18 protein-coding genes, 1 pseudogene and 1 riboswitch are annotated in these 18,622 nt (G+C 69.0%); of the genes and pseudogenes, 11 read left to right on the forward strand and 8 right to left on the reverse strand.

The features are described from left to right. Positions 1–9 precede the first annotated feature (9 nt). The 5 genes from JF781_RS10495 to JF781_RS10515 form a co-directional block, all read right to left on the reverse strand. The gene (locus JF781_RS10495; protein ID WP_225328412.1) at positions 10–648 is read right to left on the reverse strand and encodes an LON peptidase substrate-binding domain-containing protein; all 639 of its coding nucleotides are present in this window, start codon (positions 646–648) and stop codon (positions 10–12) included. Beyond that, positions 648–1,778: a glutamate--cysteine ligase gene (locus JF781_RS10500; RefSeq protein WP_225328413.1), complete on the reverse strand. Its 1,131-nt coding sequence runs from the start codon at positions 1,776–1,778 to the stop codon at positions 648–650. The genes JF781_RS10495 and JF781_RS10500 overlap by 1 nt, the downstream gene beginning before the upstream one ends. Further along, complete coding sequence (locus JF781_RS10505) at positions 1,768–2,451, reverse strand: superoxide dismutase family protein (RefSeq protein WP_225328414.1); 684 nt, start codon at positions 2,449–2,451, stop codon at positions 1,768–1,770. Before JF781_RS10505 ends, JF781_RS10500 begins: the two co-directional genes overlap by 11 nt. Positions 2,452–2,528: 77 nt before the next feature. After that, entirely contained in the window at positions 2,529–3,002 is a 474-nt protein-coding gene (locus tag JF781_RS10510; RefSeq protein ID WP_225328415.1) for a LytR C-terminal domain-containing protein, read from the reverse strand. Positions 3,003–3,021: 19 nt separating this feature from the next. Further along, the gene (locus JF781_RS10515) at positions 3,022–3,330 is read right to left on the reverse strand and encodes a DUF3263 domain-containing protein (RefSeq protein ID WP_007768412.1); all 309 of its coding nucleotides are present in this window, start codon (positions 3,328–3,330) and stop codon (positions 3,022–3,024) included. 203 nt (positions 3,331–3,533) lie between these two features. On the opposite strand from JF781_RS10515, the gene JF781_RS10520 reads away from it, so the two are divergent. The 5 genes from JF781_RS10520 (at position 3,534) to JF781_RS10540 (ending at position 10,995) form a co-directional block, all read left to right on the forward strand. Beyond that, complete coding sequence (locus JF781_RS10520) at positions 3,534–4,127, forward strand: peptide deformylase (protein WP_225328416.1); 594 nt, start codon at positions 3,534–3,536, stop codon at positions 4,125–4,127. After that, a complete protein-coding gene (locus JF781_RS10525) occupies positions 4,127–5,023 on the forward strand; it encodes a GNAT family N-acetyltransferase (protein WP_225328417.1) in 897 nt (298 codons plus the stop codon). Before JF781_RS10520 ends, JF781_RS10525 begins: the two co-directional genes overlap by 1 nt. Positions 5,024–5,123: 100 nt before the next feature. Continuing rightward, positions 5,124–5,930 carry an exodeoxyribonuclease III gene (locus tag JF781_RS10530; RefSeq protein WP_225328433.1) on the forward strand — a complete coding sequence of 269 codons (807 nt, stop codon included), beginning with the start codon at positions 5,124–5,126 and terminating at the stop codon, positions 5,928–5,930. A gap of 127 nt (positions 5,931–6,057) precedes the next feature. Continuing rightward, the gene (locus JF781_RS10535; RefSeq protein WP_225328434.1) at positions 6,058–6,531 is read left to right on the forward strand and encodes a hypothetical protein; all 474 of its coding nucleotides are present in this window, start codon (positions 6,058–6,060) and stop codon (positions 6,529–6,531) included. 33 nt (positions 6,532–6,564) lie between these two features. Beyond that, positions 6,565–10,995: a cation-translocating P-type ATPase gene (locus tag JF781_RS10540; RefSeq protein WP_225341164.1), complete on the forward strand. Its 4,431-nt coding sequence runs from the start codon at positions 6,565–6,567 to the stop codon at positions 10,993–10,995. On the opposite strand, the pseudogene JF781_RS28715 reads toward JF781_RS10540, so the two are convergent. After that, positions 10,976–11,053 (reverse strand): annotated as a pseudogene (locus JF781_RS28715) (hypothetical protein); the annotation flags it as partial. The gene JF781_RS10540 and the pseudogene JF781_RS28715 sit on opposite strands and share 20 nt — an antisense overlap. Positions 11,054–11,116: 63 nt before the next feature. Here JF781_RS28715 and JF781_RS10545 point away from each other — a divergent pair. Next, entirely contained in the window at positions 11,117–11,392 is a 276-nt protein-coding gene (locus JF781_RS10545; RefSeq protein WP_225328419.1) for a hypothetical protein, read from the forward strand. Positions 11,393–11,440: 48 nt separating this feature from the next. On the opposite strand, the gene JF781_RS10550 is transcribed toward JF781_RS10545, so the two are convergent. Further along, positions 11,441–12,124: a PAS and ANTAR domain-containing protein gene (locus JF781_RS10550; RefSeq protein ID WP_225328420.1), complete on the reverse strand. Its 684-nt coding sequence runs from the start codon at positions 12,122–12,124 to the stop codon at positions 11,441–11,443. 103 nt (positions 12,125–12,227) lie between these two features. Then, positions 12,228–12,338, forward strand: a riboswitch (TPP riboswitch). Here JF781_RS10550 and thiC point away from each other — a divergent pair. From thiC to JF781_RS10580, 5 genes are all read left to right on the forward strand, one after another. Further along, positions 12,329–13,969 (forward strand): phosphomethylpyrimidine synthase ThiC, encoded by a 1,641-nt coding sequence (gene thiC, locus JF781_RS10555; RefSeq protein WP_225328421.1) that lies wholly within the window; start codon positions 12,329–12,331, stop codon positions 13,967–13,969. (Overlaps the previous riboswitch by 10 nt.) Positions 13,970–14,072: 103 nt before the next feature. Then, positions 14,073–14,900, forward strand: a complete 828-nt coding sequence (gene thiD / locus JF781_RS10565; protein WP_225328422.1) for a bifunctional hydroxymethylpyrimidine kinase/phosphomethylpyrimidine kinase — start codon at positions 14,073–14,075, stop codon at positions 14,898–14,900. Continuing rightward, positions 14,900–15,541 carry an alpha/beta family hydrolase gene (locus tag JF781_RS10570; protein WP_225328423.1) on the forward strand — a complete coding sequence of 214 codons (642 nt, stop codon included), beginning with the start codon at positions 14,900–14,902 and terminating at the stop codon, positions 15,539–15,541. Before thiD ends, JF781_RS10570 begins: the two co-directional genes overlap by 1 nt. Positions 15,542–15,587: 46 nt before the next feature. Continuing rightward, a complete protein-coding gene (locus JF781_RS10575) occupies positions 15,588–16,022 on the forward strand; it encodes a MarR family winged helix-turn-helix transcriptional regulator (RefSeq protein WP_225328424.1) in 435 nt (144 codons plus the stop codon). 17 nt (positions 16,023–16,039) lie between these two features. After that, entirely contained in the window at positions 16,040–16,915 is an 876-nt protein-coding gene (locus JF781_RS10580) for an LLM class F420-dependent oxidoreductase (RefSeq protein WP_225328425.1), read from the forward strand. Between the two features lie 16 nt (positions 16,916–16,931). On the opposite strand, the gene JF781_RS10585 is transcribed toward JF781_RS10580, so the two are convergent. Further along, a complete protein-coding gene (locus JF781_RS10585; protein WP_225328426.1) occupies positions 16,932–18,377 on the reverse strand; it encodes a peptidase in 1,446 nt (481 codons plus the stop codon). Positions 18,378–18,622: the final 245 nt, after the last annotated feature.

Raw genomic sequence — 18,622 nt, forward strand, 5'->3', positions numbered from 1 at the left:
CGCGCAGTATTATTCGGAGAGCTGAAACTCGACCACCTCGGCGATCGCGTCGACGGCTTCGCACAGCGCGGCGAGGCGTTCGGCGGCCGTCGGGGCCGCGAGCACCGTGTAGCGGTCGGCCGTGCCGATCGGGATGCGCGAGGCCAACGCGAACAGGCGCTCCCCCGCCGGGCGCCCCGCGCCGTGGCCCAACAGCACCTCGCGACCCGGCAGGGTGATCCCGCGCGCCTGCGCGATCCGCTCGAACAAAGCCACCGCGCGGTCTTCGACGTCGAGCAGCTGGGCCGGCGAAACCTCGGGCCCCGGTTCGTCGGGCCACGGCGTGATCCGCGCCCGCGGGTAGGGATCGTCGGGCAGCCATTCGCGCACCCGGATCCGGTCCCCGGTCCGGCAATCCAGCGCGTACCGGCCCGCGCCCTGGTCGACGCATTCGGTGATCCGCGACATCACGCCGACGTCGCAACGCGCATCACCGCCGCCCACCTCGCGCCCCCGCGAGATCAGCACCACCCCGAACGGCTCGCCGGTTGCCATGCAGTGTCGCACCAGCGCGCCGTAGCGGGGCTCGAAGATCCGCAGCGGCAGCTCCTGGTCGGGCAGCAGCGCCGACTCGAGCGGAAACATCGCCAGCTCAACGGGTTCCGTCATCAGATCTCCAGCTCGGACACCAGCGCGTCGACGACCGCGCGCAGGTCGCCGTCGTGTTCCTCGGCCACCCGGCGCTGCCGCTGGTAGGAGGCGCCCTGTCGGGGGATCTCCGCCACCGCGGCCAGCTCGTCGACGCAGTTCAACTTCTTCGCGACCGGCTCCAGCCGGGTCAGCACGTCGTCGAGATCCTCGGTGACCAACCGCTCGTTGCTGTCGGCGTCCAGGATGATCACCGCGTCCAGGCCGTAGCGCGCCGCGCGCCACTTGTTCTCCTGGTTGTGCCACGGCGGCATACTGGGCAACGACTCGTCGGCTTCCAGCCTGCGGTCCAAATCGACCACCAGGCAATGCGTCAGCGCGACCAGCGCGCCCAGCTCCCGCAGGTTGGACACGCCGTCACAGATCCGCATCTCGATGGTGCCCAGGTGTGGCGAAGGCCTGATGTCCCAACGGACTTCGTCGACGTGGTCGATGATGCCGGTCTTCTTCTGGTCGTAGACGAACCCCTCGAACTCCGACCAGGTTTGGAACTGGAACGGCAGCCCGGCGGTGGGCAGCTGCTGAAACATCATGGCCCGGTTGCTGGCGTAGCCGGTGTCGACGCCGGTCCACCACGGTGAGGACGCCGACAGCGCCAACAGGTGCGGGTAGTAGTTCAGCAGCGACGTCATGATCGGCATCACCTTGTTCGGCGAGGAAATCCCGACGTGCACGTGCACACCCCAGATCAGCATCTGCCGTCCCCACCACTGGGTGCGCTTGATCAGCTCGGCATAGCGCGCGCCGGCGGTGAGCTTCTGGGTGGTCCACTGCGCGAACGGATGTGCGCCGGCGCAGAACAGCTCCATGCCCCGATCCCGCACGATGCGGCGCGCGGGGCCGAGGGTCTGCCGCAGGTCTTCCATCGCCTCGCCGGCGGACTGGCAGATGCCGGTGACCACTTCGACGGTGTTGCGTAGCAATTCCTTGTGCACGCGCGGGTTTTCGCCGATCTCGGCAATCACCGCGGTGGCCTCGTTGCTCAGGTCGCGGGTCTGCGCGTCGACGAGCGCGAACTCCCACTCCACCCCGATGGTCGGCCGCGACGACCGGGCGAAATCGATGCGCGCGTCACGCCTTCTAGCCGGCACCGATGACACCGCAGGCCACCCGCTTGCCGGCGTCACCGGTGCTCATTGTCATGTCGTCCGGGCCCGGTGTTCCGTTGGTCTGGTTGTAGCGCTCCGCCGGGATGTTGGCGAAGTTGTCCGCGCCGGCGTGAATGATGATCGCGGTCTTCTGCCCGGTGAGCAGGTCCTCCATGGCGAACGCGTCGGTGGTGGTCACCAACGTCCCGGAGCCGTCCTTGCGGACCTGCAGCGAGGTCAGGTCTCCGCTGGCGGGCTCGGCGGCGTGTCCGGGAACCTGGAAGTGGCCACCCGCGGACAGGAAGTCCCCGGGCGCACCGCCGTTCGGGGCGACGGAGTTGGGCTCACACTTGCCCACCTTGTGGATGTGCACGCCGTGAAAGCCGGGCGCGAGCACACCGTTGGCGGTCGTCTCGATGGTGACCGTCGCGTAGCCGTTGTTGAATTCGAATTTCGCGATCGCGACCTGGGTGCCGTCCGGCGCCTTCAGATGCGTGGTGACGGTCGGCACCTCCGCGGGCCTGGCCTCCGTGCCTTTGGCGCCCGACGGCGACGGCGACCCGGTCCAGATCGCCGGCGTGGTGCCCGGAACCGACGCGGCGTGCTCGGGCGACGAACAGGCACCCAGCAGCGCGACACATCCGGCCAGAACCAGGGAGGGGGGCAGCTTCGGCATAGCCAGCAGCCTAGCCCGGTGACGATGCGAGCCGGAACGGCTCGCTGAGGAGGCGGGCAATCAAACCCGGCGCGTACTCAGCCCGCGACGAGGACGATGACACCCGGCGGCTCTGAGCTCAGCGCGGGAATTCGCGGTTCGACGGGCGCGCCCAGGTTCTTGCCGACCGCGTCGGCGGTGGCGCGCTCGTCGTCGGCGTCGGTGTAGTAGACCGTGGTGGACGAGACGTCGGGCACGGCCATGTTGTCGACCTTGGTGACCTTGAATCCGGCGGACGTCAGCTGGTCTCGGGTGCGCGCGGCGACGCCCTCTTTCGAGGAGATGTTGTAGACCTGCACGTCGGCCTGGGCGGCCGCCGGCTTGTTGCTCGTCGACGTGGCGGAGGTGGTGGCGGTCGAACTGGGTACCGGCGACGCCGAATCGTCGTCAGAGCTCCCGGAGGTGCCGAGGGCCTGCCAGCCGAGCAGCAGGAAAATGACGCCGAGGAACAACAGCACCATCACCATCGCCCGCAGGGGCAGCCCAGTGGAGTCGGGAACTCGTTCTTTCATCGAGCCCTACTGTAACGAGTCAGGTCACCTCGAAGCCGAGGCGCCGCGCCGCACGTGCCTTCTGCCTGCTGGCGCGCAGCCGGCGCAGCCGTTTCACCAGCATCGGGTCGGCCGCCAGCGCCTCAGGCCGGTCCACGAGCGCGTTGAGCACCTGGTAGTACCGCGTCGCCGACATCGAGAACAACTCCTTGATGGCGTCTTCCTTCACACCGGCGAACTTCCACCACTGGCGTTCGAAGGCCAGGATGTCGTGCTCGCGGCGGGTAAGGCCATCGGCGATCTCAGAATCGTCCCCCGATCGATTTGCCCGCGCCATGGCGCTGTCCATATTGATTCCCCTGGACCCTTTCGGCGAATTCCGAACTGCTCGAATGACTTGACTTAGCTAAGCGCGTCTTTCGGCGAATATTGAAACACGCCCCAAACCCTCAAGCCGTCATCCAGACCCGCGAGTCGGCCGATTGACCGAATTGCCCACCCCCGAAGATCGGCGGCCGAACAGCCCACGGGCGTGCGGTAGCTTAGCCGACCATGGCAGTCGTTCCGATCCGCATTGTGGGAGATCCCGTCCTGCATACCCCGACGAAACCGGTGCCCGTCGCTGCCGACGGTTCGCTGCCCGCGGAGCTGCCCGCGTTGATCGCCGACCTGTACGACACCATGGACGCCGCGCACGGGGTGGGGCTGGCGGCCAACCAGATCGGGGTCGGCTTGCGGGTCTTCGTCTACGACTGCGCCGACGAACGAGGGCGCACCGAGCGCCGGCGCGGCGTCGTCGTCAACCCGGTCCTGGAAACCTCCGAAGTACCCGAGACCATGCCCGACCCGGATAACGACGACGAGGGCTGCCTGTCCGTCCCCGGCGAGTCCTTTCCCACCGGCCGGGCCAATTGGGCCCGGGTCACCGGGCTCGACGCCGACGGCAGCCCGGTCACCCTCGAGGGCAACGACCTGTTCGCCCGGATGCTGCAACACGAGACCGGGCACCTGGACGGGTTCCTGTACCTGGACCGCCTCGTCGGCCGGCACGCCCGCAGCGCGAAACGGGCCGTCAAATCCCACAACTGGGGCGTTCCCGGCCTCTCCTGGATGCCCGGCGAGGGACCGGACCCGTTCGGCCACTGATGATCTCGTGGCCGGCCCTGGGAACCCGGGTGATGGTTCGTTACCGGCGCGCGCAGGGGTCGGTGCCGCCGTTGACCGACGCGGTGGGACACCTGCTGGCGGTCGACCCGGTGGTGCGGCTGCAGACGAAAACGGGTGCGGTCGTCGAATGTTCGCCCGCCGATGTGGTCATGCTGCGGGTGCTGACCTTCGCCCCGGTGCGCACCTCGGATATCCGGGCGCTCGAGCACGCGGCGGCCATGGCCTGGCCCGGCGTCGAACACGCCTGGCTTCAGGGGTGGCTGCTGCGGGCCGGCCCCCCAACCGGCAAGGGCACCGAACTCACCGCCAATTCGGCGGTGCCGCTGGACCTTTCGGCCCGCCTGAGTTCCGTGCCCGCGATCGTGGACTGGTACGAGCGCCGCGGCCTGTCACCGCGACTGGCCATACCCGATCGCCTGTTGTCGGTGCCGACCGGTTCGACGGGTGAGCACCCCGAGAGCGTCCTGGTGCGCGACGTGTCCGACCTGGCGGCGCGCGAACCCGACGCGTCCGTCGCCCTCTCGGCGCGTCCGGACGACGCCTGGCTGCGGGCATACGGGCGCGACGTCGACGTCGACGTGCTCACCGCGATCGGCGACGGCGAACTCATGTTCGGGACCCTGGACGGCGCGGCGGTCGCGCGTGCCGCGATGACCGATGCGCCCGACGGCGCGCGCTGGGTCGGGCTGTCGGCGATCCGCGGCGACGACGACCGGGCCGCAACGGCCGTGTGCGAAGCGCTGCTGGTGTGGGGCGCCGGTCGCGGCGCGACGCGCGGCTACGTCGCCGTCCCCGACGCCGAGGCCGACACCGGGTGGCTGGGTTTCCGGTTGCACCATCACCGCCGCTACTTCCCGGTCCGACGGGGCACCTGAGATACCGTCTGATCCCATGCCCGATGCGGTTGATGACGGCGACCTGGTCGATGGCGGCGACCCGCTGCGCCCGGCTTCGCCGCCCTTGCGATCGCCGCGCCTGCGGCTTGCCACCTGGAACGTGAATTCGATCCGCTCCCGCCTGCCCCGCGTCGTCGACTGGCTGGCCCGCGCCGACGTCGACGTGCTGGCCATGCAGGAGACCAAATGCTCCGACAGCCAGTTCCCGACCCTGCCGTTCTTCGAACTCGGCTACGAGGTCGCCCATGTCGGTTTCAACCAGTGGAACGGCGTGGCGATCGTCTCACGCGTCGGCCTCGACGACGTGCAGATCGGATTCGACGGCCAGCCGACCTGGAGCGGCAAGCCGGAGGTCGCCGCCGTCGCGGAGGCCCGCGCCCTAGCCGCCACCTGCGGCGGCGTGCGGCTGTGGAGCCTCTACGTTCCCAACGGCCGCGCGCTGGGCGATCCCCACTACGCCTATAAGCTCGATTGGCTTGCTGCCCTGCGTGATTCGGCGCAACGGTGGCTACGCGACGATCCCGCCGCCGCGATCGCGCTGGCCGGCGACTGGAATATCGCCCCGCAGGACGACGACGTGTGGAGCATGGAGTTCTATGCCGGCGCCACCCACGTCTCCGCGCCGGAGCGCCGCGCGTTCAACGCCATCGTCGAGGCGCAATTCACCGACGTCGTACGGCCTTTCGCGCCGGGGCCCGGCGTCTACACGTATTGGGACTACACCCGGCTACGATTCCCGAAGCGGCAGGGCATGCGCATCGACTTCATCCTGGGCTCACCGGCATTGGCGAGTCGCGTGACCGACGCGCGGATCGACCGCGAGGAACGCAAGGGAAAAGCCGCGAGCGATCACGCGCCCGTGCTCGTCGATGTGCGCGTCGACTGACGCTGCGACCCGGCGTAGGCTAACTGGCAGCGCAATTCCGTAGATCCCCTCTACTGTGCGATCCACGGTATACATGAAAACAGCGAACGCGAATTGCATGAATACGAAATTGGGCCAGGGAGTCAACATGGGTGTCGTCGACGGAGCGGTTCGCAGCGTGGGGCGAACACTGAATCGTGCGGCATCGGTCACCACCTCCACCGCCGGCGCGGTCGGCGGCGCGGCGGTGAACGGTGTCGTCGGCGGCATCAAGGGCGCCGCGGACGGCATTCAGCAGGGCATCAGCAAGGGCAGCAAATCGACGACGGCCGCCGCGGTGGGCCTGGGAGCGCTCGGCGCCATCGGCCTGATCGAGTGGCCGGTGCTGCTGGCGGTCGGCGGCGGCGCGCTGGTGTTGCAGCGCATCGCCCGCCAACAGAAGGAGTCGGCCCCGCCGGCCAGGGCAAAGCTGACGACGGTGCCGACCAAGCCCGAACCCGCGCCCCAGACGCAAAAATCGCCGCCGCAAAAGGCCCCCACCAAACGGGCGGCCGCCAGAAAACCGGCCAAGAAGGCCACCGGCCGCCGCGCCGGCAGCGCCACGCTGCGCAGCACCAACTGACACGGAATCCTTACTGAACTCTTGAGTATCACAATGTCTCTGCGACGGTCGTTGCCGTCGCGAATGATTTCTGCGGGCCTACAGGCGACAACCGGACTGGCGCGAGCCGGCATCGAAACCGGTATCGAAGTCGCGACGATCCCCTTGCGCGAGGGAGCCAAGGTGCTCTCCGGCGAACTCTCCCGCGCCACGTTGCGCCGGCATTGCTGGCGCGGCAACGGCCGCGCGTGGATCGAAGTGCGCGGCCTGTCCGGCGCGCCCGACGGCCGACTCGGCCCGGCCGTGCTCGAGGCGATCCTGGCCCATCCCGGCGTGGCTTCAGCAAAGCTGAATCATCCCCTGTCGCGGGTGGTCGTGGACCTCGACGACCCGGACACTTCGCTGAGCGACCTCTGCCGCATCGTCGAGGAATCCGAAAACCGTTGTGCGCCAACATACGACGCCGACCAAACCGTGACAACGTCGGCGAGCCTGCCAGGCGACGGCCTGGTGCTGGCGACCAGGGCGCTCACCGTGGCCGCCAATGCCGCCGGGTTGGGCGTGGCGCTCTTCGGCCGGGCGACGCGGTTGCCCCGGCTGCCGGTCACCATCGCCGCGAGCATCACGTTCTTCGACTATCAGCCCTGGCTGCGCCGCCGGCTCGAAGACCGGATCGGCGGCCCCGCCACCGACACCGTGATGACGCTGGTTCAGGCGACCAGTCAGACGCTTTCCCAGTCGCCGACGTCGCTGTCGCTGGGGCTGACGATGCAGTCGCTGAAGGTCGCCGAGTGCCGTGCCGAGGCGCGAGCGTGGGAGCAGCATGAACCCGAGCTGGCGCGCCACGCCGACCAACCGCTGACCCCCCGGTCGCCGCGGCCGCAGCCGTCGAGGGGCATGGAACGTGCTCCCGGTCGTTTCGCCCTCCTCCAGGCGCTCAGCGCCGGCGCGATCGGCGCCGGCACCCGCAACCTGAACATGGCCGCCACCGCGGTGCAGGTGACCACCCCCAAAGCCAACCGGACCACCCCCGAGGCGTTCGCGGCGACGCTGGGCCGCGGCCTGGCCGAGCGACACTCGGTGTTGCCGTTGCGGCCGGAAAGCCTGCGCCGGCTGAACAAGGTCGACACGATCGTCATCGACCCCCGCGTGTTGTGTACCGACACGTTGCGGGTGGCCCGCATCCGCGGCGCGGACGACAGCGAGCTGCCCGCGGCGTGGAGTCGCGCCCAGCTCATGCTGGAGAACAGCGGCCTGCGCCCCGGCTGGCGCAAGGTGCCCGGGATTTCGGGCAGGCGGCCCGACGCGCCGGTCGAGGCGTTGTTCCTGCCCGCCCACGATCCGCTGGCCTCAGCCGTGGTCGGCGAGGCCAACCGCGCCGGGGCGCAACTGGTGTCGGTCGACCACGAGTCGCTCGACGAGTTGCGACCGGCGTTCGACGACGTCCGGCCGCTGAAGAGCGGGACCGACAAATCCATCGACGACGCGCTGGCCGCCGCGGTGGGCGACCTGCAGGAGGCCGGCCGCACGGTGGCCGTGCTGTCATCGTCTGCGGCACAAGCCATTTCGTTGGCACACCTGGCGCTGGGCGTGCTGCCCGCGCGCGGCGGCGCCCCGCTGTGGAACGCCGATCTGCTGTTGCCGGACCTGGCGGCCGTCTGGCGGGTGGTGCACGCGCTGCCCGCGGCCAACGCCGCGATCCAGCGCGGCATCGGGATTTCGGCGGGCGCGACCGCGATGGGGTCGCTGTTCATGATCCCGGGTGTGCGGGGCAACCTCGGATCCGAAACGGTGAACGTCGGCGCGGCGGCCGGTCTGCTCTCGGGGTATCTGCTCGCCCGCGGGGTCCTGGGCGCGGACACCCCGCGGCCGGCGGCCACGCACGAATGGCATGCGATGTCGGTCGAGCAGGTCCGAAACGCCTTGCCCGCGCAGGACTCCGCGCCGCCCGCCCCGACGGAGCGAGACACCCCCGCCGCCCTGCGGCTGGCGGAGACGCCCGCGCAGGCGGTCTGGCAGCTCGCCAAGGCGGTGCGCGCCGAATTGTCCGACCCGCTGACGCCGGTGATGGCGCTCGGCTCGGCGGCCAGCGCGGTGCTCGGCTCGCCGGTCGATGCGATGTTGGTCGGGACCGTGTTGACCGGAAACTCGATACTGGCCGCCGCGCAGCGGCTGCGCGCCGAGAAGCGGTTGAGTTACCTACTGGCCCAACAGACTCCGCCCGCCCGAAAGGTCGTCACCGGGCCGGACGGCGCGCGGACGTACACGCTCGTCGACGCCGCGCGACTGCGGCCCGGCGACGTCATCGAGGTGCGCACCCATGAGGTGGTGCCCGCCGACGCCCGCGTCATCGAAGAGGTCGACGTCGAGGTCGACGAGTCGAGCCTCACCGGCGAATCGCTGTCGGTGGAAAAGCAGGTCGAGGCGACGCCCGGGGCGCCGCTCGCCGAGCGGCGCTGCATGGTGTTCGCCGGGACCACCGTGGTGGCGGGCACCGCGGTGGCGCTGGTGACCGCGGTCGGGCCCGACACCCAGCAGCGCCGCGCCGCCGACCTCATCTCGGGCGAGCTGTCCTCCGACATCGGCCTGCAGCACCAACTCGGCCAGCTCACCACCAAGGCACTTCCGGTGAGCATCACCGGCGGCGCGCTGGTCGGTGCGCTCGGGCTGTTGCGCCGCCTCCCCCTGCAGCACGCGGTGGGCAGCGCCATCGCCATCGCGGTCGCCGCGGTTCCCGAGGGAATGCCGCTGGTGGCCACGCTGGCCCAGGCGTCGTCGGCGCGACGGCTGACGAAATTCGGTGCGCTGGTGCGGGTTCCGCGCTCGGTGGAGGCGCTCGGCCGCATCGAGGTGGTGTGCTTCGACAAGACCGGGACGCTCAGCGAAAACCGCCTCCGCGTCTCGCAGGTCCATCCCGCGGCCGGGTACTCGCGCGAGGAGGTGCTGCGCTGCGCCGTGCACGCCGCACCGGTGACGAACGGCGCCACCCAGGTGCACGCCACCGATGTCGCCATCGTCGAGGCCGGTGCGGACGCCGACGGCTCGCCGTCCACACCGCCGACCGCGCACCTGCCGTTCCGCTCCGGCAGGTCGTTCTCCGCCTCGGTGACCGGCACCGAGCTGACCGTCAAGGGCGCGCCCGAAGTGGTCCTGGCCGCCTGCGGGGAGAGCGGCGCGATGGAAGGCACGGTCGCCGAACTCGCCGCCGGCGGCCTGCGCGTCATCGCGGTGGCGCGCCGCGAGCTGACCGCCCAACAGGCCCGGGCGATCGCGGAAAACCCCGATGACATCGCCGAGTACTGCACCAGCGGGCTGACGTTGACCGGCTTCCTCGGCCTGTCCGACACCCCGCGCGCCGAGGCCGCGAAATTGCTCGCCGACCTCGGCGGCCTCGGGGTGGGCGTGAAGCTGATCACCGGTGACCATCCGATCACCGCCAAGGCCATCGCCGCCGAGCTGGGGCTCAACGTGACCGCCGATCAGGTCATCAGCGGCGCCGAATGGGAGGCCTTGTCGCGCAAGGACCAGGAGCGCGTCGCGGCGGAGCGGGTGATCTTCGCCCGCATGACGCCGGAGAACAAGGTTCAGGTTGTCCAAGCGCTCGAGAACGCGGACGTGCGGACGGCGATGGTCGGCGACGGGGCCAACGACGCGGCCGCCATCCGGGCCGCCACGGTCGGCATCGGCGTGGTCGCCCATGGCAGCGATCCGGCGCACCTGGTCGCCGACGTGGTGCTGGTCGACGGCCGGATCGACGCGCTCATGGAGGCCATCCGGGAAGGCCACCAGCTGTGGCGGCGGGTGCAGGCGGCGGTGTCGGTGCTGCTCGGCGGCAACGCCGGCGAGGTGATCTTCGCGATCATCGGCAGCGCGATCACCGGCACGTCGCCCCTGAACACGCGCCAGCTGCTGCTGGTCAACACGATGACCGACGCGCTGCCGGCCGCCGCGCTCGCGGTCAGTAAGCCCAGCGGCCCGATCGACCCGCGGTTGCGCGGCGCGGATCAGGCCGCGTTGTGGCAGGCGGTCGCCATTCGCGGCGTCACCACGGCGGCGGCGACGACGGCCGCGTGGGCGATGGCGGGCCTGACCGGTCCGCTGAGTAGTCCGCAACGCGCCTCGACCGTCGCGCTGGTCGCGCTGGTGGGGACCGAACTGGGCCAGACGCTGGTCGAGTCTCAGGCCCCGCTGGTGGTGCTCACCGCGCTCGGTTCGCTCGGGCTGGTGGGGGTCCTGATCAGCACGCCGGGCGTCAGCCAGCTGCTCGGGTGTACGCCGCTCGGACCGTTCGGCTGGGCCCAGGGCCTGGGCGCCGCCGCGGTGGCGACGGTCGCGACCGGCGTGCTGTCGCGTGCGCTGACGGGTCCGGACAAATCAGACCCCGAGCCGCCGGCGGATCTCGCCGAGCCTCCCGCTCAGGGTTTCGAATCTCGACCACCCCGACGCGCCACAACAGCGCATAGAGTTCCAGTAACGGCACCCTGAGCACCGAAGCAATCGACGAAACTAGCGGATCGCCCCCGGTGTCGGTCATCATCGACATAGGTCCGACGTTGTACGCGCGAACCGGCGAGGCGGGAAACCCTTCGTTACTGAAAGGCAAATGATGGCGGAAAAGAAGTCGCGGCGCGAGACGTCCCAGCGCGATGCGGTGGACAAGATCCGCGAGGGCGAAACCTTTGTGGTGAACCTGCCGGCGATCGGCCAGGTAGAGATCCCCCGGCCCGAGCAGCTGGCCTACTTCGGGGGGCTGGCCGCCCTGGCGGCCCTCGAACTCATCGACTGGCCGGTGGCCGTGGTGATCGCCGCCGGACACCTGCTGGCGAGCAATCACCACAACAAGCTCCTCGAGGAGCTCGGCGAGGCGATGGAGGAGGTCTAGCCTCGTAACGCCGCCGACAAGTTCGTGCCTTTCGCCGACGTCGAGATCCTAGTCAGCGGGCTCGGGCGAAATCCTTTCGTGCACGGTCAGCAGCAAATGATCGAACTGGCTTTGCATCGCGCCCGGCGGCGCGGGCAGGGTGGCCATCTCGTCGAGCAGCTGCTTGGCCAGCGCACGCAGTTTCACGTTGGTGTCTTGCGAGCGCCACTGCAGCACGCGGAAGGCCTGTTGCGCGCTGATCCGGTAGACGGACATCAGAACGCCTTTGGCCTGTTCGATGGCCGCGCGGCTCTCAACCAGCTCCGGCAACGCCTCGTCGAGCACCTCTTGCCGGGCCTCGTCGAGCGTGTCGGTGAGGTCGATGTAATAGCCCTCGGTGCCCAGCACGGCGCCCGACTCGTCCAGCATGCGGTCGGCGACGACGATGGCGTCGTGCACGGTGCCCGCGGTGTCGAGGAATCGGTGCCGGCTCGAGAACGAGCCTTCCGACCGCAGGGCGTAGTCCAGCAACTCCTGGACATGCGCTCGGTCGTCGGGATGCTTGTGCGACAACAACAGTTGAGTCGTCGGCTCCACGTCTTGCGGTTCATAGCCGTGCATGCGGGCCACCTCGTCGGACCATTCCCAACGTTGGCCCAGGAACCAGAACCGGAAGGTGCCGATATTCAGGTATTCGCCCGGCCCACCGGATCGCGCGCTCTCGCCGTTGGTGGACGGCTCTCCAGCTTGCACGTTTGCATCCTTCCACTCGGGGACGTCCTCGGCTACCGCCCCGGAAGAAGGGCCGTCGCCCTGCCATGCGGTCCGGGGTGGGGGTAACGTCGCGTGCGGACCCATCCATCAACGCGGGAGCGCATGCCGAGTGCGCTGAGAGGACGGCTCGGGGCCGTCGACCGTACGAACCTGACCGGGTAATGCCGGCGTAGGGAGATGAAAATGACCGAGACCCTATCGGGAACCGCTGCACCGTCCGTGACCACCGGCCCGATTGCGGGCAGCCACAAGATCTATCGCGATGTGGCCGGCGGACGGGTTCCGTTCCGCCGGGTGGACCTGTCCAATGGCGATCACTTCGATCTTTACGACACTTCGGGCCCCTACACGGATCCGGACGCGACGATCGACCTGACGGCCGGGCTGCCGGCGCGGCCGGGGGTGGTGCGCGACCGCGGCACCCAGTTGCAGCGCGCCCGTGCGGGCGAGATCACCGCGGAGATGGCGTTCATCGCCGCGCGCGAGGGCATGCCCGCAGAGTTGGTGCGCGACGAGGTCGCCCGCGGGCGCGCGGTGATCCCGGCCAATCACAACCACCCCGAGATCGAGCCGATGATCATCGGTAAGGCGTTTGCGACCAAGGTCAACGCGAACATCGGCAACTCGGCGGTGACGTCGTCGATCGCCGAGGAGGTCGACAAGATGGTGTGGGCGACCCGGTGGGGCGCGGACACCATCATGGACCTGTCCACCGGCAAGAACATCCACGAAACCCGCGAGTGGATCATGCGCAATTCGCCGGTGCCGGTCGGCACCGTGCCGATCTACCAGGCGCTGGAAAAGGTCAAGGGCGACCCGACCGAGCTGACGTGGGAGATCTACCGCGACACCGTGATCGAGCAGTGCGAGCAGGGTGTGGACTACATGACCGTGCACGCCGGTGTGCTGCTGCGCTACGTGCCGCTGACCGCCAAGCGTGTCACCGGCATCGTGTCCCGCGGCGGCTCGATCATGGCGGCGTGGTGCCTGGCTCATCACCGGGAATCGTTCCTGTACACCAACTTTGACGAACTCTGCGAGATCTTCGCCCGCTACGACGTCACGTTCTCCCTTGGCGACGGGCTGCGGCCGGGCTCGATCGCCGACGCCAACGACGCCGCGCAGTTCGCCGAGCTGCGCACCCTCGGCGAGCTGACCAAGATCGCGAAATCCCATGGCGTGCAAGTGATGATCGAGGGCCCGGGCCATGTCCCGATGCACAAGATCGTCGAGAACGTGCGGCTGGAAGAGGAGTGGTGCGAGGAGGCCCCGTTCTACACGCTGGGCCCGCTGGCCACCGACATCGCGCCGGCCTACGACCACATCACCTCGGCGATCGGCGCGGCCATCATCGCCCAGGCCGGCACCGCGATGCTGTGCTACGTGACGCCCAAGGAGCACCTGGGCCTGCCGGACCGCAAGGACGTCAAGGACGGGGTGATCGCCTACAAGATCGCCGCGCACGCCGGCGATCTGGCCAAGGGACACCCGCACGCCCAGGAGCGCGACAACGCCCTGAGCACGGCGCGCTTCGAGTTCCGCTGGAACGACCAGTTCGCCCTGTCGCTGGATCCCGACACCGCGCGGGAATACCACGACGAGACGCTGCCCGCCGAACCCGCCAAGACCGCGCACTTCTGCTCGATGTGCGGGCCGAAGTTCTGCTCGATGCGCATCACCCAGGACGTCCGCGACTACGCCGCCAAGCACGGCCTGGACAGCGAGGAAGCGATCGAGGCGGCCATGTCCGAGGGCATGGCGGAGAAGTCTCGCGAGTTCGCGGAGCACGGCAACCGGGTGTATCTGCCGCTGGCACAGCAGTGATCGCAACCGCGGACGCGGCGATCGCAAGCGCGGCGAAGCCGGGCGCAGCGGATCGCCACCAACTGGCACGGCCGGGCGCAGCGGATCGCCGCCATCCGGAACCGTGACGTTGCTGCCCCTTCCGCCGCCGGGCACGACGCCCCTGCGGGTGTTGTCCATCGCCGGATCGGACTCCGGGGGCGGCGCGGGCATCCAAGCCGACATGCGCACCATGGCGCTGTTGGGTGTGCACGCGTGTGTCGCGGTGACCGCGGTGACCGTGCAGAACACGGTGGGAGTCAAGAGCTTTCACGAGGTGCCGGACGACGTCGTCGCCGGCCAGATCGAGGCCGTGGTCAGCGACATCGGTATTCAGGCCGCCAAGACCGGGATGCTGGCGTCGCCGCGCATCATCGACACCGTGGCCACCACCTGGCGCCGGCTCGGATTGACCGTTCCGCTGGTCGTCGACCCGGTGGCCGCGTCCATGCACGGCGATGCGCTCATGGCGCCGGCGGCCCTGGATTCGCTTAGGAATCAATTGTTTCCGTTGGCCACGTTGGTCACGCCCAACCTCGACGAGGTGCGGCTGCTGGTCGACATCGACGTCGTGGACCCGGCGTCGCAGCGGGCGGCGGCCAAGGCCCTGCATGCCCTCGGCCCGCAGTGGGTGTTGGTCAAGGGCGGTCACCTGCGCTCGTCGGACCGCAGCTGCGACCTGCTCTATGACGGCACCTCCTATCACGAGTTCGATGCGGAGCGGATCGCGACCGGCAACGACCACGGCGGCGGGGACACCCTGGCCAGCGCGGCCGCTTGCGCCCTCGCGCACGGCTTCACCGTGCCGGACGCGGTCGGTTTCGGGAAGCGGTGGGTCACCGAATGTCTGCGCGCCTCCTATCCCCTGGGCCATGGCCACGGCCCCGTCTCCCCGCTGTTTAGGCTGTCATGATGGCCGGCCTCCTCGACCAGATCACGGGCATCGCGCACGAACCCGGCGGCGACCACAAGGGTGGCCCCAAAGGGATCGTGGTCCTGACGCACGGCGCCGGCGGCAACCGGGATTCGCCACTGCTGCAACAGGTTTGCGACGAATGGGCCCAGCGCGGCTGGCTGGCGGTGCGCTACAACCTGCCGTACCGGCGGCGCCGGCCCAGCGGCCCGCCATCCGGGTCGGCCGCCACCGATCGTGCCGGCATCGTCGAGGCGATCACGGTGTGCCGCGGCCTCGCCGGCGGCCCGCTGATCGCCGGCGGGCACTCCTACGGCGGCCGGCAGACATCCATGGTGGTGGCCGCCGGTGAGGCTCCGGTGGACGTGCTGACGCTGTTCTCCTACCCGCTGCACCCGCCGGGCAAGCCGGAACGGCTGCGCACCGAGCATCTGCCCGACATCACCGTGCCGACGGTGTTCACCCATGGAACCTCGGACCCCTTCGGCACGCCCGACGAACTGCGCACCGCGGCCGCGCTGATCAGCGGGACGACCGCCGTCGTCGAGATCGCCAGCGCCCGACACGATCTGCGGTCCAAGACCCTGAACGTCCCGGCCCTGGCGGTCGACGCCGCGATGCAGCTGCTCGGCCGGAATTAGACAGCTAAAACTGGACAGTTTCTCCTGTCTAATTTAGAGTGGTGCCGTGGATGGCATCAGCGACTCCGCGGTGACGGCGGCGCGCGATATCCGGGTGGTGTTCAGCCGGCTGCGGCGCCGGTTGAAAGACATCGCGGTCGACGGTTTGACACCGTCACAGACGGCGGTGCTCACCCGGCTATGGAAAGAGGGGCCGTCGTCGGCCAGCGCATTGGCCGGTGCGGAACAGGTACGTCCCCAGTCGATGGCCACCATCCTGGCCGCGTTGGGTCAGCGGGGGCTCATCGAACGCGCCCCGGACCCGAATGATGGTCGGCGACAGGTGGTCTCGCTGACGCCGGCGGGCAGAAAGCGCGCCGAGAGCGACCGTCGCGCCCGGCAGGAGTGGCTGGCCCGGACCATCCAGGAGCGCTATACCGAGGCGGAGCGGCGCGTCATCGTCGATGCGCTGTCGCTACTCGAGCGCTTGACCGAACAATAAGAAAGGGCGTCATCGCAATGGAATTGGGTTTGCATTTCATCGACTATCTCCCCGGAGACCCGGCCAGGCTGGGCCCGACGCTGGCCGACGCGGCCAAGGCCGCCGAGCAGGGCGGCGCCACATTGTTCACCCTGGCCGACCACTTCTTCCAGATGGAAGAGCTTGGCCCGGCCCAGGATCCATTCCTCGAGGGTTACACGTCGTTGGGATTCCTGGCCGCCCAGACCGCCACGATCGACCTGGCCCTGCTGGTCACCGGGGTCACCTACCGTCACCCCGGCGTGTTGGCGAAAACGGCCACCACCCTGGACGTGTTGTCCCAGGGCCGATCGATGCTCGGGCTGGGCGCGGCGTGGTACGAGCGCGAACACACCGCGCTGGGCATTCCGTATCCGCCGCTGAGCGCGCGCTTCGAAATGCTCGAAGAGACGCTGCAGATCTGCCGGCAGATGTGGAGCGACGACGACGGGCCGTATGACGGCAAGCACTATCGCCTGAACGAGACAATCTGTGCGCCGCAACCGATTCGGCGTCCCCCGATCCTGATCGGCGGGGACGGCGAGAAGAAGACGCTGCGCCTGGTCGCACAATATGCCGACATCTGGAACAGCATGTCGAACGACGTCGGGGAGCTCGAACACAAGATCGACGTGTTGCACCGGCACTGCGATGCGGTGGGCAGGAACCCCGCCGACATCCGCAAGACGTCGGGCGGCCTCGCGACGGCGGACCCGTTCGAGAATGTCGACGCCTACCTCAAGACGGTCGAACGCTACGCCAAGCTCGGCGTCGAGATGATCAATGTCGGCCCGTTGCCCGGCAACCCGGACCCGGTCGGGTTCGTCCGGCGCCTGGGCGACGAGGTGATTCCCCGGCTTGCCGAAATAGGTTGACCCGGGCCGTCTTTCGTCATCCCGGATAGCGCGTGTAACACGCGTCCGCGTTGCCGGTCACGCCGCCGCGGAACGCCGCGATCCGGGTGAAACCGGCGGGCACGCTGGTGCCGTCCGCGTCGCTGGCCACCAGGTGGTTGGTGAGCAGCCCGGCCACCGCTTCGTCGAGATCGCCGGCGGTGAGCTGCAATTGGTTGTGCGAGGCCAGTTCGATGGGTTCGGACATCTTGCGGTGCACCACGCCGGTCAGGCATGCGGTGCGCAGCGCGGTCCACGGGCTCTGCATCGCAAGGCCGCGTTCATGCTGCACCGCCAGCGCGTATCTCGACATCACGAGGGACAGGGCCGTGTCGTCGCCTTGCGGCAGGGTCTGTTCGTTCTCGTCGGCGACCCTGCCCACGACGGCGAGCTTGGGCAGGTCGACCGCGATGGTGTTGGTGCCCGGACAGTAGGAGGCCGGCGGGGTGGGTTTGGCGTCCGGGCAATTCGCGGGCTGGTAGGTCAGCACCGGCGGATTGGCCGGGCCGAAGATCTTTCCCAGCAGTTCCATCAGGGTCGACAGGGTGTCCTGGTTGATCGGGACCTCGCCGGTCTCCGGCGTTCCGGTGGTGGAGTCGACCCGCAAGGCGTTCGGCAGATCGCCGCGGCGCTGCTCGATTTCCCGGCGGTCGATGGCCGCACACGCCGAGGCGCCGTTGATGAAACCCATTTGGAAGGCGCTGATCCGGTCCAGGGCCGAGCCGTGGGCGTCGTCGTTGTCGGTCTCGCTGTCCATGACCGGGTCGCGCGTGGTGATGATGCCCGCCAGCACGTGGTCGAGCCCGTCGGCGGTGCTCAGCGTGAAGCGCGGCGACTTGCCGTCGGCGACCCAGAACAGATAGACGCCGGCGAAGCAGTCGGCCTGCTGTTCGTGGACGATGGTCGGGTCCCGTCTGGTCACCAGCTTGGCCATCTGCTGCAGCGCGTGCCCGAATTCGTGTGCGAGCACTCCGGTGACGGACATGTCGCCGAAGTATTTTTGCGCGACGGGCATGAACACGCCGCGGTCCCAGGCGATCAGGTGGCAGCGCGACGTGTAGAAGGCGTTGACGAGCTTGTACGTGTCGTTGTGGCACACGATCGGGCTGCTGGGGTCGTTGGAGTCGTAGGACACCACCTTGCTGACGGGGACGAATTTGCCCTTCAGCGATTGGGTGTACGCCGACTGCCAATAGTCCTCGATGTCGTTGACCGAGAGCAGCGCCAACCTGTCGATGGGTCCGTTGTCGGTGTTGAGCACCTTCCCCGTCGGGCTGGGCGCGTTCGAACGAATTCCGCTGGGCCCGTTGGTCGCGGGCAACCCGCCAACCAGGAAGGGGTCGTTGAGCATCGACAGCGCGCGCCCGTCGACAAACGTTGTGCAGCCGGCCACCACGAGCACCGCCGCCCAGACCAGTGCCGACCGGAGCCCATGGCAATTCATGACCAACCTCATCCCGACCGGTGACACGGCAGCACCAAGGGGATTCATTCTAAGGTGCGGTCCGGCCGCGGCTGCGCGAGAAAAGTTGTGGCTCGCCGTCGCCTTCGCCCCGGGGGTCCGCATGCGTTACCTGCGCGGCTATCCATGGTTGGCGGTGGTGGCGGCGTTGGGATCGGGTGGCCCGAACTTGTCGGTGGTGGCTGCGATGATGTCGTCATGTTGTCGACCGCATCCGCTGACGCCGG

This window comes from Mycobacterium sp. WUMAC-067 (assembly GCF_020217485.1).
Lineage (GTDB): Bacteria > Actinomycetota > Actinomycetes > Mycobacteriales > Mycobacteriaceae > Mycobacterium.